General features: G+C 72.5%; 15 protein-coding genes and 1 rRNA gene. 3 read left to right on the top strand and 13 right to left on the bottom strand.

Features of this window, described 5'->3' with window-relative positions:
* The coding region (locus D8M35_RS12480; RefSeq protein WP_148113369.1) for a TraR/DksA family transcriptional regulator at window positions 1-319 on the bottom strand (319 nt) is incomplete at its 3' end.
* A gap of 50 nt (window positions 320-369) precedes the next feature.
* On the opposite strand from D8M35_RS12480, the gene D8M35_RS12485 reads away from it, so the two are divergent.
* Complete coding sequence (locus D8M35_RS12485) at window positions 370-1,407, top strand: LLM class flavin-dependent oxidoreductase (protein ID WP_126892152.1); 1,038 nt, start codon at window positions 370-372, stop codon at window positions 1,405-1,407.
* Between the two features lie 15 nt (window positions 1,408-1,422).
* Here D8M35_RS12485 and D8M35_RS12490 read toward each other — a convergent pair whose 3' ends face one another.
* Window positions 1,423-1,902 (bottom strand): ASCH domain-containing protein, encoded by a 480-nt coding sequence (locus D8M35_RS12490; protein WP_126892163.1) that lies wholly within the window; start codon window positions 1,900-1,902, stop codon window positions 1,423-1,425.
* A 129-nt stretch (window positions 1,903-2,031) separates the two neighbouring features.
* On the opposite strand from D8M35_RS12490, the gene D8M35_RS16620 reads away from it, so the two are divergent.
* On the top strand, window positions 2,032-2,475 hold the full coding sequence (locus tag D8M35_RS16620; protein ID WP_161972659.1) for a DUF2510 domain-containing protein: 444 nt from the start codon (window positions 2,032-2,034) through the stop codon (window positions 2,473-2,475).
* 12 nt (window positions 2,476-2,487) lie between these two features.
* Here the strand turns inward: D8M35_RS16620 and D8M35_RS12500 are convergent, their stop codons facing one another.
* From D8M35_RS12500 to D8M35_RS12545, 10 genes are all read right to left on the bottom strand, one after another.
* Window positions 2,488-3,480, bottom strand: a complete 993-nt coding sequence (locus D8M35_RS12500) for a site-specific tyrosine recombinase XerD (protein WP_126892164.1) — start codon at window positions 3,478-3,480, stop codon at window positions 2,488-2,490.
* Between the two features lie 40 nt (window positions 3,481-3,520).
* Window positions 3,521-4,120, bottom strand: coding sequence for a DUF1349 domain-containing protein (locus D8M35_RS12505; protein ID WP_126892154.1), 600 nt, complete (start codon window positions 4,118-4,120; stop codon window positions 3,521-3,523).
* Window positions 4,117-4,716: an NUDIX hydrolase gene (locus D8M35_RS12510; protein ID WP_342342918.1), complete on the bottom strand. Its 600-nt coding sequence runs from the start codon at window positions 4,714-4,716 to the stop codon at window positions 4,117-4,119. Before D8M35_RS12510 ends, D8M35_RS12505 begins: the two co-directional genes overlap by 4 nt.
* Window positions 4,717-4,814: 98 nt before the next feature.
* A complete protein-coding gene (locus D8M35_RS12515) occupies window positions 4,815-6,536 on the bottom strand; it encodes a CTP synthase (RefSeq protein WP_126892155.1) in 1,722 nt (573 codons plus the stop codon).
* 230 nt (window positions 6,537-6,766) lie between these two features.
* Window positions 6,767-8,461 carry a DNA repair protein RecN gene (gene recN / locus D8M35_RS12520; protein ID WP_126892156.1) on the bottom strand — a complete coding sequence of 565 codons (1,695 nt, stop codon included), beginning with the start codon at window positions 8,459-8,461 and terminating at the stop codon, window positions 6,767-6,769.
* Window positions 8,458-9,381, bottom strand: a complete 924-nt coding sequence (locus D8M35_RS12525) for an NAD kinase (RefSeq protein WP_126892157.1) — start codon at window positions 9,379-9,381, stop codon at window positions 8,458-8,460. The genes recN and D8M35_RS12525 overlap by 4 nt, the downstream gene beginning before the upstream one ends.
* Window positions 9,378-10,217: a TlyA family RNA methyltransferase gene (locus D8M35_RS12530; protein WP_126892158.1), complete on the bottom strand. Its 840-nt coding sequence runs from the start codon at window positions 10,215-10,217 to the stop codon at window positions 9,378-9,380. Before D8M35_RS12530 ends, D8M35_RS12525 begins: the two co-directional genes overlap by 4 nt.
* Window positions 10,210-10,491 (bottom strand): hypothetical protein, encoded by a 282-nt coding sequence (locus D8M35_RS12535; protein ID WP_126892159.1) that lies wholly within the window; start codon window positions 10,489-10,491, stop codon window positions 10,210-10,212. The genes D8M35_RS12530 and D8M35_RS12535 overlap by 8 nt, the downstream gene beginning before the upstream one ends.
* A 1-nt stretch (window position 10,492) precedes the next feature.
* Window positions 10,493-11,470 (bottom strand): HAD-IIA family hydrolase, encoded by a 978-nt coding sequence (locus tag D8M35_RS12540; protein WP_126892160.1) that lies wholly within the window; start codon window positions 11,468-11,470, stop codon window positions 10,493-10,495.
* 25 nt (window positions 11,471-11,495) lie between these two features.
* Complete coding sequence (locus D8M35_RS12545; RefSeq protein ID WP_126892161.1) at window positions 11,496-12,236, bottom strand: hypothetical protein; 741 nt, start codon at window positions 12,234-12,236, stop codon at window positions 11,496-11,498.
* A gap of 198 nt (window positions 12,237-12,434) precedes the next feature.
* Here D8M35_RS12545 and D8M35_RS12550 point away from each other — a divergent pair, with 198 nt between their 5' ends.
* Complete coding sequence (locus tag D8M35_RS12550) at window positions 12,435-13,631, top strand: hypothetical protein (RefSeq protein WP_126892162.1); 1,197 nt, start codon at window positions 12,435-12,437, stop codon at window positions 13,629-13,631.
* On the opposite strand, the gene rrf is transcribed toward D8M35_RS12550, so the two are convergent.
* A 5S ribosomal RNA gene (gene rrf, locus D8M35_RS12555) occupies window positions 13,632-13,748 on the bottom strand.
* Window positions 13,749-13,754: the final 6 nt, after the last annotated feature.

Consider the following 13,754-nt stretch of genomic DNA (forward strand, 5'->3'; position numbering starts at 1 on the left):
TGCACGTCGCGGCCCACGGGACCGCGGCCAGACGGGCCTCCGGGATGGGTTCGCCGCCGACGGCGCACCGCCCGTAGGTGCCCGCGTCGAGCCGCGCGAGCGCGGCGTCGACCAGGCGGATGCGCTCCCGAGCAGCGTCCCGGACCGCACCGAGCGAGCCGCGTTCCCATGCGAGCGTCGCGCCCTCGGGGTCGTGCTCGTCGTCCGAGTTGGCGTCCTGGCGCGCGTCGCTGACGTCCTGCATGCTGCGCTCGACGTCGGCGAGCAGCCGCTCGTTGCGCCGCCGTTCGTCGGTCAGCGCGGTGCGGGGATCGTCCATGCCGATGACCGTAGTCGTGTCGGAATGCAGCCGCAGCAGCATGCGTTCGCATCGGCATGACGAAGATCGGGTTCCTGTCCTTCGGGCACTGGCGCGACGTGCCGGGCTCCCGGGTCCGCAGCGGCCGCGAGGCCCTCGTGCAGGCGATCGACCTCGCCGTCGCGGCCGAGGAGGCGGGCGTCGACGGCGCGTACTTCCGCGTGCACCACTTCGCTCCGCAGCAGGCGGCGCCGTTCCCCCTGCTCTCGGCGATCGCCGCCCGGACCAGCCGCATCGAGATCGGCACCGGCGTGATCGACATGCGGTACGAGAACCCGCTCTACATGGCCGAGGAAGCCGCGGCCACCGACCTCATCTCCGGCGGCCGACTGCAGCTCGGCGTCTCGCGGGGGTCACCCGAGACCGCCCTCGCCGGGTACCAGCAGTTCGGCTACGTGCCCGAGGCGCACGACACCAACGGCGGCGACATGGCACGCTCCCACACCGACGTGTTCCGCCGCGCGATCGCCGGCGAGCCGATGGCGCACGCGAACCCGCAGATGACCGGGTCGGCCGGGTCGCTGTCGGTGTCCCCGCTGTCAGACACGCTGCCCGACCGGATCTGGTGGGGAGCCGGGACCCGCGCGACCGCCGAGTGGACGGCCGAGCAGGGCATGAACCTCATGTCGTCGACCCTGCTCACCGAGGACACCGGCGTGCCGTTCGACCAGCTGCAGGCCGAGCAGATCGAGCGCTTCCGGACGACGTGGAGCGAGATGGGCTGGGAGCGGACGCCGCGCGTCTCGGTGTCGCGCAGCATCATCCCGATCACCGACGACGAGTCGCGGCACTACTTCGGCGTGCGGGCGCAGGTCGAGGGGCAGGACCAGGTCGGGCACCTCGACGGCGGGCTCGCCCGCTTCGGTCGGTCGTACATCGGGGAGCCGGAGCAGCTCGTGGCCGAACTCGCCGCCGACGCCGCGGTCCGCGCTGCCGACACCGTGCTCGTCACCGTGCCGAACCAGCTCGGCGTCGAGTTCAACGCCCGGCTGCTCGCAGCGACGAGGGCCGTCATGGACGAGGTCGACGCGGCGGCCGTCCCCGCCTAGGTCGGGACGTCCGGCTCAGGCTCCGGCGGGCGCTTCCGGCCACAGCAGGCGGAAGCGCTCGCACAGGACGGGCATGTCCGGTTCGAACCCGCGCGGGTTCTCGGAGTGCTCACGCCAGTAGCGCTCGTGCGCTGCGCGCCAGTACGCGAGGGTGCGGTCACCTTCACCCTCGGCGCGGGCGTGCTCCTCGCCGACCTGGTCGAACGGGACGACCCGCAGGTCCGTCGTCTCGATCACGGCTCGGGGCTCGCCCCGCCCGTCGAGGATGACGCTGAGCTCGCCGACCTCGGGCAGCGCGTCACCCGTCGCCTCGTAGTCCCACATCGACGACGCCGTGCCGTCCTTGATGCCGCGGAGCACCAGGTCGAGCAGGCCGTCCGCGTGGTCCGGCGTCGCGCCGAACGCCCACGCCTCCGGCACGGTCTCGGGCAGCTCCGGTGCCTCGTCGCGGCGGGCGGCCCAGAAGGCGGACAGGGTCTCGGCGTCGGCGGTGATCACCGACCGACCGTAGCGCAGGTGCGGCCGGTCCCCCTTGTTGCCGACACCCGCTGTGGGACTGTGGCCGTGCCTCCCGGCTGCGTAGCGTGGACGTGCACCATCCACCGCACCCTCGAGGAGCACCCCGTGACGCTGCCGGCCGCCGGCTGGTTCCCGGACCCCCAGGACGCCCACCGCCTCCGGTGGTGGGACGGCCACGCGTGGGGCGGGGCGACGCGGGTGCTCCCGGCACGGCAGGAGCCCGTCGCACCGGTCGTCGTCGCACCGGCCGGGCCGTCGTTCTCCGTCGAGGGCGCATCGGTCCGCACCGGGTCCTGGGCGTCCGGCGGTTCCGTGCAGCGGGTCGGGGCGGCGGCGCTCGTCGCGGTCCTGCTCGCGGCCGTGTCAGTCGTGTGGAACCCCGTCGGCATCGCGAGCACGCTGGCCGTCGTCACGGGCGTCCTCGCGATCGTCCGTCCCGGCGCGACCGGCGGCTGGCGGGTGCTCTGGCGGAGCGCTGCGGCGAGCGCACTCGTGGTCGCGGTCGCCACGGGCGTGGTCGCCGCGTCGGCACAGTTCCACCTGTTCTGAGCCCGGCGGCCGCTACCGCCGCGCCCGCGGGTGCGCCGTCTGGTACACGTCGCGCAGCATGTCCGCCGTGACGAGCGTGTAGATCTGCGTCGTCGCGACGCTCGCGTGCCCGAGCAGCTCCTGCACGACGCGCACGTCCGCGCCGCCCTCGAGCAGGTGCGTCGCGAACGAGTGCCGGAAGGTGTGCGGTGACACGTGCGACGCCAGTCCGGCCCGCTCCGCCGCCGCCTGGATCACGAGCCAGGCGCTCTGCCGCGACAGCCGGGCGCCGCGTGCCCCGAGGAACAGCGCCGGGGTCGACGCCCCACGCGCCGCGAACACGGGCCGCGCCCGCACGAGGTACGCGTCGACCGCGGCCCGCGCGAAGCTGCCGAGCGGCACGATGCGCTGCTTGTTCCCCTTGCCGGTGACCTTCACGACCGCGAGCCCGTCGCCCGCGTCGTCCTCCGGGTCGGACAGCGTGGTGACGTCGTCCACCGACAGCCCCACCGCCTCGGAGATGCGCGCCCCCGTGGCGTAGAGCAGCTCCAGGAGCGCCCGGTCCCGCAGTTGCACGGGGTCGTCGTCCGCGGTGCCCGCGGCGCCGAGCAGCCGCTCCATGTCGTGCACCGAGATCGCCTTCGGCAGTCGCGACGGTGCCTTCGGCGGACGGACGGCGGTGCCGGGGTCGAGCGGTAGCCAGCCCTCGGCTGCGGCGAACGCGGTGAAGGACCGCACCGAGCTGAGCATCCGGGCCACCGACCGGGGCGCGAGCGGCTGCTCCGGGCGCGAGGTCAGGTGCGTGACGAAACCGGCGACGTCCGCGCGGCCGAGGCGTGCGACGTCCGTCAGCGCTTCCGCTCCCCCGGCCCGGTCCGCGCCCGCGGAGTCGACCGCCGGCGTCGAGGCGAGCCACTCCGCGAAGACGGCGAGGTCCCGTCGGTAGGCGGCGACCGTGTGCTGCGAGAGCCCACGCTCGACGGCGACGTGCCGCAGGTAGGTGTCGGTGGCACGGTCGAGCGGGATCACCCCACAAAACTAGTGCGGGACCGCCCTGCGGAGGTCCTCAGTGCAGCCCGGCGTCCGGCTCGCCGACGCGGCAGGCGGTGAAGGTCACCGTGAGCCCGGCCCGGGTGGGTGCGGCGCAGAACAGGCCGGCTGACACGACGGCGTCCGGGTCGAGGTGTGCGACCCGCACCAGCCGAGGCTCCTCGCCGTCGGCCCAGGCCCGGATCGTCACGGCGTCACCGGACCGGCTCGCCCGAACCGTCACGACCCGCCCGGTCCAGGACGGCACGGGTGCGACGGACCAGTCGGACGTGCCGTGCGTCACGACGGCTCCGACCTGCGGCAGCCCGTCGGAGAACTCCACGCCCGCCTTCACCCACTCCTGCTCGTCGACCCGCAGGAACACCCCGGCCTGGTCGAACTGTTCCGCGAAGTCCAGGACGAACGAGACCTCCACGGCGAACGCGCGGTCGGTGGGTCGGAGGAGCGCATGCTCCGAGTCGTGGACGAACCCGTACGAGGTCGTCCGCCAGGCGTCGCTGCCCTCCTCCGCTGTCACGAGCAGTGCAGCGCGGTCGACGACGGGTTCGACGGCGACGGGCTCGTGCGTCCAGTGCCCGTCCCGCAGCAGGGCACCGAGCCCGCTGTCGGCGGTCACGCCGTCGTGCTCCGCTCGCCCGCGCCCCGCTCGATCGCGTCGACCGCGAGGGTCGCGACCACGAGCGCCGAGTTCCGCAGGCGCCCGGCCAGGATGCCCTCGACGAGCTCGGCACGCGGCACCCACCGCGTCACGATGTCGGCTTCCTCCGCCTCACGCTCGAACGCCGAGGCCGTCGCGCGGACCCCACGGGCCCGGTAGACCTGGATGAACTCGTCACTGCCGCCGGACGAGGTGTTGTACCGGACGAGGGGCTCCCAGTGGTCCGCCTCGAGGTCGGCCTCTTCACCGAGCTCCCGCTGCGCGGCGGTCAGGTGGTCCTCGCCCTCGTGGTCGAGCAGGCCGGCCGGCAGCTCCCAGTCGCGCAGCTGCACCGGGTGCCGGTACTGCTGGATGACGAGGACGCGGCCCTCGTCGTCCTCCGCGAACACGGCGACGGCCCCGGTGTGGTCGATGTACTCACGCACCATGTCGTGCCCGTCGTAGTCGACGTGGTCACGGCGGACGTCCCAGACCGCTCCCTCGTACACGACGGTGGAGTCGGTGACCTCGTACGAGGCGTGTTCGTCGGCGATCGGAGCGTCAGCGTCAGTCACCTGCCCATCCTGGCACGCACCCCCGTCAGCCCTTCCCGGGACGGACGGGAGGCGCGGTGCCAGCTGGCACCGCGCCTCCCGTCAGCCGTCCGGTCGCGTTACGCGACGACCTCCGCCGACTCCTCGGCCGGGTCGAACAGGCTGGACGCCTCGTGCCGCGCGATCGCCGCGTCCACCAGCCCGGCGAACAGCGGGTGCGCGTTCGTCGGACGCGAGCGCAGCTCCGGGTGCGCCTGCGTGGCGATGTAGAACGGGTGCACGTCGCGCGGCAGCTCGACGTACTCGACCAGGGTGCCGTCGGGCGAGGTGCCCGAGAACACCAGGCCGGCGTCCGCGATCTGCTGGCGGTAGGTGTTGTTCACCTCGTAACGGTGACGGTGGCGCTCCGATGCCTCGGACGCACCGTACAGCTCGGCCGCGAGCGACCCGTCGGTGAAGTGCGCCGGGTAGAGGCCGAGACGCATCGTGCCGCCCATGTCGCCACCCGCGATGATGTCGACCTGCTCCGCCATGGTCGCGATGACCGGCGTCGAGGTCTCCGGGTCGAACTCGGTGCTCGACGCGTCGGTCAGGCCGGCCTCGTGGCGTGCGTACTCGATGACCATGCACTGCAGGCCGAGGCACAGGCCGAGCGTCGGGATGCCCTGCTCACGCGCGAAGCGGAGCGCGCCGAGCTTGCCCTCGATGCCGCGCACGCCGAACCCGCCGGGCACGCAGATGCCGTCGACGTCGCCGAGCTGCTTCGCGGCGCCCTCGGGCGTCGTGCAGTCGTCGGACACGACCCACTTCAGCGTGACCTTCGCGTTGTGGGCGAAGCCGCCCGCGCGGAGGGCCTCGGTGACGGACAGGTAGGCGTCCGGCAGGTCGATGTACTTGCCGACCAGTGCGATGGTGACGTGCTTCTTCGGCTCGTGCACCGCGTCGAGGACGGGGTTCCACGCCGACCAGTCGACGTCGTGCGCGTCGAGCTTCAGCGCGTCGATGATGACCTGGTCGAGGCCCTGGTCGTGCAGCAGCGTCGGGAGGTCGTAGATCGACGGGACGTCCACCGCGTTCACCACGGCGTCCTCGTCGACGTCGCACATCAGGGCGATCTTGCGCTTGTTCGACTCCGACACCGGGCGGTCCGAGCGGAGCACGAGCGCGTCCGGCTGGATGCCGATCGAGCGGAGCGCGGCGACGGAGTGCTGCGTCGGCTTGGTCTTCTGCTCACCCGAGGCGCTCATGAACGGCACGAGCGACACGTGCACGAAGAACACGTTGTTGCGGCCGAGCTCGTGACGGACCTGGCGCGCGGACTCGATGAAGGGCTGCGACTCGATGTCGCCGACCGTGCCGCCGACCTCGGTGATGATCACGTCGGGCTGCGGGTCGTTCTCGGCCTGCTCGCGCATCCGGCGCTTGATCTCGTCGGTGATGTGCGGGATGACCTGGACCGTGTCGCCGAGGTACTCGCCGCGCCGCTCCTTGGCGATCACGGTCGAGTAGACCTGTCCGGTCGTGACGTTCGCCGCCTGCGACAGGTTGATGTCGAGGAAGCGCTCGTAGTGCCCGATGTCGAGGTCCGTCTCGGCGCCGTCGTCGGTCACGAAGACCTCGCCGTGCTGGAACGGGTTCATGGTGCCCGGGTCCACGTTGAGGTACGGGTCGAGCTTCTGCATGACGACCTTGAGGCCGCGTGCCGTGAGCAGGTTGCCGAGGCTGGCCGCTGTCAGGCCCTTGCCGAGGGACGAGACGACCCCGCCGGTCACGAAGATCTGCTTCGTGACCTTCGGGGTCGAGGTCGAAGAATTGGTTCCGCCGCTGAGAGTGTCCGCCACGGGGTTCCATCGTACGTCAGAACTGCCGGGAGGCGCGACCTGCGTTCGCCGCGGGCGTTGCGCCCGCCGGTCGGTCACCCCCGCCGTCCCCGCGCCGTCCCCCGTTTCCGCGGAACGCAACGTCGGCGACGGTGCGCAGCGTTGTACCGCTGCGAGCAGCCGCCTCCGTTGCGTGTTGCGGGCGATGCTGCGGGGCGGAGGTGGGGCGTGCCTCCAGGCCGGACCCTCGGCTAGGCGCGCTGGCCGGCGACGTCGAGGAGCTCTCGTGCGTGCTCGATGCCGCTCGCGCTGTCGCCCAGGCCGGAGAGCAGGCGCGCCATCTCCTGGAGCCGGTCCTCGCCCTCGAGCCGCCGCACGCTCGACGAGGTCACGGCGCCGCTGGCGTCCTTGACGACGTTGAGGTGGTTGTTCGCGAAGGCGGCGACCTGTGCGAGGTGCGTGACGACGATGACCTGCGTGCGTTCGGCGAGCTTCGCGAGCCGCCGCCCGATCTCGATCGCCGCCGCGCCGCCGACACCGGCGTCGACCTCGTCGAAGACGAAGGTCGGGACGGTCGTGCTGCCCGCCATGACGACCTCGATCGCGAGCATCACGCGGGACAGCTCACCACCGGACGCGCCCTTGCCGATCGGACGCGGGTCGGTGCCGGAGTGCGGCTGGAGCAGGATCGCGACCTGGTCACGCCCGTGCCGACGGTACTCGCCGCCGTCGGTGACCTCGACGACGAGCGTCGCTCCGGCCATCGCCAGCGTCCGCAGCTCGGCGGTGACACGCTTCGCCAGGTCGCCGGCCGCCTTGGTCCGGGCCGCCGTGAGCGCTGCGGCCGCCTGTGCGAGGGCCTGCTCGTCCTGCTCGACCGCCTGCTGCAGCGCGACGATGCGGTCGTCGTCGCCGTCGAGCTCCAGGAGCCGGTCGCTCGCACGCTGGCCGTAGGCGATCACGTCGTCGACGGTCTCGCCGTACTTGCGCGTCAGGCCGGCCAGGAGCGCCCGACGCTCGTTGACGAGCTCGAGGTCGTGGCCGGCGTCGGGCTCGAGCGAGCCGAGGTAGCTGGACAGGCCGGCGGACGCGTCCGAGGCCTGGATCCCGAGTTCGGTCAGCTGCTCGAGCACGGGCTGCAGGGCCGGGTCCGAGCCGGCGACGCGCTCGACGGCCCGACGTGCCGCCTCGACCAGGCCGACCACGTCGGCGACGCCGTCGAGCGACTCGCTCGACAGGGCCTCGTGGGCGGTACCGGCGGCCAGCCGGAGCTCCTCGAGGTTGCCGAGGCGTTCGGCGCGCTCGGCGAGCTCGACGTCCTCGCCGGGCTGCGGGTCGACCGACTCGATCTCGTCCGACGCGGCACGGATCCGCTCGGCCTCGGCGACCCGGTCGTCGCGGTCGCGCACGAGCGTCTCCAGCTCGCCGGTGTGCGCCTGCCAGGTGTCGTAGGCGGCGACGTAGGCGTCCAGTGCCCGCTGCACCCCCTTGCCGCCGAAGCCGTCGAGGGCTGCACGCTGCGCCGAGGCCGACGTCAGGCGGATCTGGTCCGACTGCCCATGCACGGTCACCAGCTGGTCAGCGAGCTCGCCGAGCACCGCGACCGGCGCACTGCGACCACCGACCGTCGCCCTGCTGCGGCCCTCGGCGGAGACCGTGCGGGTGAGGATCAGCTCGCCGTCCTCGACGGTTCCGCCCGCGTCCTCGACACGCTCGGCGACGGCGGCGTGGTCCGGCACGTGCCAGCGTCCCTCGACCACCGCGCTCGACGCACCCCGGCGCACCGAGCCGGCGTCCGCCCGGGCACCGAGCAGCAGCCCGAGCGCCGTCACGATCATGGTCTTGCCGGCACCGGTCTCGCCGGTGACGACGGTGAAGCCGGGCCCGAGCTCGAGCGTGGTCTCGCCGATCACGCCGAGGTCGGAGATGACGATCTCCTCGATCATGCGTCGTCCTCGGTCGCCGGGCCGCGCCACCCGGCGACGGGCAGTTGGAACTTGGCGACCAGACGGTCGGTGAAGGGTGCGTCCTTCAGACGTGCGACCCGGACGGGGTCCTGCGAACGACGGACCTCGACCCGGGCACCCGGCGGCAGGTCGTGGGTCCGACGGCCGTCGCACCACAGGACACCGACGCCGCTCGTGCGTCGGAGGACCTCGATCGCGAGCGTGCAGTCCGGCCCGACGACGATCGGTCGCGAGAACAGGGCGTGCGCGCTGAGCGGCACCATGAGCAGGGCGTCGACGTCCGGCCAGACGATCGGGCCGCCGCCGGAGAACGAGTAGGCCGTGGACCCGGTCGGGGTGGCCACGACGACGCCGTCGCAGCCGAACGACGACAGCGGACGGCCGTCGACCTCGGTCACGACCTCGAGCATGCGCTCGCGCGAGGCCTTCTCGATCGTGGCCTCGTTCAGTGCCCACGACGAGTAGACGACCTCGTGCCCGACGACCACGTCGACCTGCAGCGTCACGCGCTCCTCGACCTTGTAGTCCCCCGTCAGTGCACGCTCGACCGTGGCGCGCAGCCCGTCGCGCTCGCTCTCGGCGAGGAACCCGACGTGTCCCAGGTTGACGCCGACGATCGGGGCGCCCGTCCCGCGCACCAGCTCGGCGGCACGGAGGATCGTGCCGTCGCCGCCGAGGACGATGACGATCTCGAGCTGGTCGGCCTGCACGTCGACGCCCAGGATGTGGACCTGGCCGACGGACGCCTCGGCCCGCCGGACGTCGGCGTACTCGTCGAACGGCATCACCGGGGTGAGTCCGGCGGCGTGGAGCAGGTCGCAGACCTCGACGGCGGCGTCGATGGAGTCCTGTCGCCCCGTGTGGGAGACGAGCAGGATGTGCCGGTCGTCGTCGCTCATGCAGCCCCTTCGGTGAGTTCGGTGGCCCGATCGATCCACGCTGTCGGGTTCCCCCATCCTGCCGGATGACCCCCGACACGACGCTGGAAGTGCGCGAGGTACTCGTGGTTGCCGTGCGTCCCGACGATCGGCGACGCGGCGAGGCCGACGGTGCCGAGGCCCGCGTCCCACGCCGACCAGAGCACGTTCATGAGCGCGTCGTTCCGGAGCGCGGGGTCGCGCACGATGCCCTCGCGCACGCCGCCCCGACCGACCTCGAACTGCGGCTTCACGAGCAGCACGAAGTCGTCGGCGGGCACGGCGTCCGCCAGCACGGGCAGGACGATGCGCAGGGAGATGAAGGAGAGGTCACCGACGACCAGGCTCGTGCGGGGCGCTGCGTCGTCGAGTGCCGTGTAGGTGTCGGGGGTGAGGTCGCGGGCGTTGCACCCCTCGACGACACGCACCCGCTCGTCGATCGCGATCACCGGGTCGAGCTGGCCGTGCCCGACGTCGAGGGCGACCACACGGGCGGCACCATGGTGGAGCAGCACCTGCGTGAACCCTCCGGTGCTGGCGCCCACGTCGAGCACCACGCGCCCGCTCGGGTCGACGTCGAAGACCTCGAGGGCACGCACGAGCTTCCGGGCCGCACGCGACACCCACTCGTCCTCGGTGTCGACGACGAGCTCGGCGTCCGGGGCGACCGGGGCCGAGGGCTTCACGACGGCCGTCCCGTCCACCGACACGCGGCCGGCCTGGACCAGCTTCGCCGCGGCGGTCCGTGAGCGCACGAGCCCGCGGGCGGCGAGCAGGGCGTCCAGGCGGACCGGTCGGTGCTCGTCGTGCTCAGGCACCGGTGCCGCCGTCGCCGCGTGCGCTCCCCCACACCTGCGAGGCACCGGCAGCGCGACCCGAGCTGTGTCCCTGCGGCGCCTGACCGTTCTCGAGTCGGGTGCGCAGGTCGTCGTGCAGCGCGGCGAAGGCGTCGGCTCGCTCGGGCAGGGGCAGGGCCTCGGCTGCCGCCGTGCGGGCCGCGAAGTCGTCCACCTGCTGCGGCTCGGGCTGCGGCGTCGGGTGCTCGCGCTGCTGCGGCTCGGGCTGCTGCTGCGGGTGGGGCACGTCGGTCACGCTACTCGCCGCCGTACAGCTTCGGGTCGACGTCGAGGCCGTAGATCGCCAGCCCGGACTCCCAGATGAGCGCCGCGCCCGCCCGGAGCAGGTCGATCGGGGAGCCGTTGTCGAGCACCCGGACGACGTGCCCGTGCATCGCCACCGTGGCGTCCCCGACCGACACGTACCGGGTGCCGTCCGCGTCCTGACGCCGCACCGTCGCCGGGTACGGCTCGGACAGTCCGCGGAGGTCCTGCAGGACGTAGGTCGGCCGCGAGCGCTGGTCGGCCGCGAGCACCTGCTTCGCCTGGTCGATCCCCGTCAGCACGAGCACGCTCGGGATGCCCGCGTCGTTCGCACCCTTGATGTCCGTGTCGAGGCGGTCGCCGATGAACAGCGGGTGCTCCCCCCCGAACCGGGCGATCGCGGCGTCGAAGATCGGACGTTCCGGCTTGCCGGCCACCACCGGCATCCGCCCGACGGCCTGGTGCACGGCGGAGACGAGCGTGCCGTTGCCGGGCGCGATCCCACGCTCGACCGGGATCGACCAGTCCATGTTCGTCGCGACCCACGGCACGTCCGGGTCGGCGAGGGCGAACGAGGCCTCCGCCAGGTGCGTCCACCCGAGGTCCGGCGAGAACCCCTGGATGACCGCTGCCGGAGCATCGTCGGCGCTCGTCGTCACGGTGAAGCCCGCCTGCTCGACGATGCTCGTCAGCCCGAGGCCGCCGGTGACCAGCACGGTGGACCCGGCCGGCACCAGTGTCTCGAGCAGACGGACGCCCGCCTGCGACGAGGTCACGACGTCGTCCGCCGAGACCTCGAGCCCGTAGCCCTGCAGGTGTTCGGCGACGTCGGACGGACGGCGGGAGGCGTTGTTCGTGATGTACCCGACCCGAGCCGTCAGCGACGCGCGCGTGAGCGCCTCGACCGCGTGCGGGATCGCGTTCCGCCCGCGGTACACGACGCCGTCGAGGTCGGTGAGGACGACGTCCACACCGTTCGTCGGCGGCCTCGGGACGTCAGTCGGCTGCTGAGCCGTCGACGTCGCGGGGGTTGTCGTCGTCGATCTCGCCGAGGTCGTCGTCGGGGTCGACGTCGTCGCCGAGCTGGTCGGTGTCGTCGAGCGCTCCGGCTCCGTGCTCGTCCCCGGCGACGGACTCGTCACCGACGACGGCGTCGCGCTCGTCGTGTCCTTCGACTTCTTCCTCGACCACATCGACAGTCTCCCATGCGTTCTCGTCGGCGATCTCGGCCAGGGCGGCGGCGGCCCGGTCGACCCGCGCCCACCACTCGTCGGCCTCGTCCTGGCGGCCGAGCTCCTCGAGCGTGGCCGCGTAAGCACTGTAGAGGGCCGGCGACCAGCTGTACGCCGTCGTCGGGTCGAGCTGGGGGATCTCGAGCTCACCGAGGGCCGCCGTCGGGTTGCCCAGGTCGATCCGTGCTCCGGACATCGCGATCGCCAGCTCCACCTGCACCGCCGTGTCCAGCGCAGCACGGTCGATCGACCGGCCGAGCTCGAGCGCGCGCTCCGGGCGGCCGAGACCCCGCTCGCAGTCGACCATCATCGGCAGCTGGTCGTTCTTGCCGGAGATGCGGCGGTACGTGCGCAGTTCGCGGAGCGCCGTCGCGAAGTCGCCCGTGCGGTACGCGGTGATGGCCGCGGTCTCCCGGACCACCGCGACACGGCCGGCACGACGAGCGGCGCTCAGGGCATGGAGGTTCGCCGTCTCCGGGTCCTCGTCGACGAGCAACGCCGCCATGACGAGGTGCTTCGCGACCCAGTCCGCGTTGTCCTTGCTGAGCGTCTTGAGCTCTGCGCGGGCTGCCGGGTCGAGGTCGCGCGCCGAGACGCTCTCGTCGATCTCCGGGTCGTCGTGGCGCGGACGGACGGAACGGGTACCGTACGGGTCCCGGTCCTCCCAGTCGTCGCGGGCGGCCTCGCCGAAGCGGGCGCCGGCGTGCCGGGAACCGTCGCCGAAGCGGGGGCGGTCGCCGCGGTCGTCGTCACGGCGGGGGCGGTCGTCGCCACCACGGAACGGACGACGCTCGTCACCGTCGCGCTGCGGCCGACGGTCGTCGCCACCACGGAACGGGCGACGATCACCGCCGTCACGCTGCGGACGACGGTCGTCACCACCACGGAACGGCGCGCGGTCATCACGACGGTCACCGTCGCGCGGCGGACGACGGTCATCACCACCACGGAACGGGCGACGATCACCGCCGTCACGCTGCGGACGACGGTCATCGCCGCCACGGAACGGCGCGCGGTCATCACGACGGTCACCATCACGCGGCGGACGACGGTCATCACCACCACGGAACGGACGACGATCACCGCTATCACGCTGCGGACGACGGTCATCACCCCCGCGGAACGGCGCGCGGTCATCACGACCACGGAAGGGACGGTCACCATCGCGCGAAGGACGACGGTCATCGCCACCACGGAACGGCGCACGGTCATCACGACCACGGAAGGGACGGTCACCATCGCGCGAAGGACGACGGTCATCGCCACCACGGAACGGCGCACGGTCATCACGACCACGGAAGGGACGGTCACCATCGCCCGAAGGACGACGGTCATCGCCACCACGGAACGGACGACGGTCACCATCACGGCCCGGGCGGTCAGCGCCTCGAGGACCGTCGCCGCGGGGCGGGCGCCCCGCGCCGTCGCGGTCCCCCGGCCGCGACGGGCGACGACTACCGTCACCGAACGACCGGTCGCCCTCACGGAAGCTCCGCCGGTCGTCACGACCGGTCCGGCCGGCGTCGCGGGCTGGACCGTTACCGTCTCGTCGGGCACGGTCACCCTCGCGACGCTCGAAGTCACGCGGCCCCGACGACCAGCGGCTGCTTTCGCGCCGCTCCCCGTGACCCCGGTCGTTGCGCTGCTGCTCGTCGTCGTTCGCCACCGTTGCTCCTCATCGCGTGCCCGTGCTCGAATGCGCCGGGCGGTCGTCCGCTGTGTCGTTGTGGGGGGGGGCCGCACGGTCGTCCGTGCTCGCGCCGAGCCCAGTCCATCACGAACCGGACCGCGAGTCGAGCGACCTACGGCGGAAACAGATGTAGCCACCGGCCTCCACGAGAACGAGGGTCTCCCCTACGAGTTCTCGATGGAGGGCCGATGGCCACATCACTTACGTTGAGTCCGGCGGCGTCCTACTCTCCCACAAGGTCCCCCTTGCAGTACCATCGGCGCTGAGAGGCTTAGCTTCCGGGTTCGGAATGTGACCGGGCGTTTCCCTCTCGCTATGACCACCGGAACACTG

This window comes from Curtobacterium sp. HSID17257 (assembly GCF_003989515.1).
Lineage (GTDB): Bacteria > Actinomycetota > Actinomycetes > Actinomycetales > Microbacteriaceae > Curtobacterium.

Coding starts and splice junctions, on each gene's coding strand:
- D8M35_RS12545 (WP_126892161.1), bottom strand. CDS start 12,236: ATGGCGGCGTTGCTCGTCGACGAGGACCCGGAGACGGCGAACCTCCAT.
- recN (WP_126892156.1), bottom strand. CDS start 8,461: ATGATCGAGGAGATCGTCATCTCCGACCTCGGCGTGATCGGCGAGACC.
- D8M35_RS12525 (WP_126892157.1), bottom strand. CDS start 9,381: ATGAGCGACGACGACCGGCACATCCTGCTCGTCTCCCACACGGGGCGA.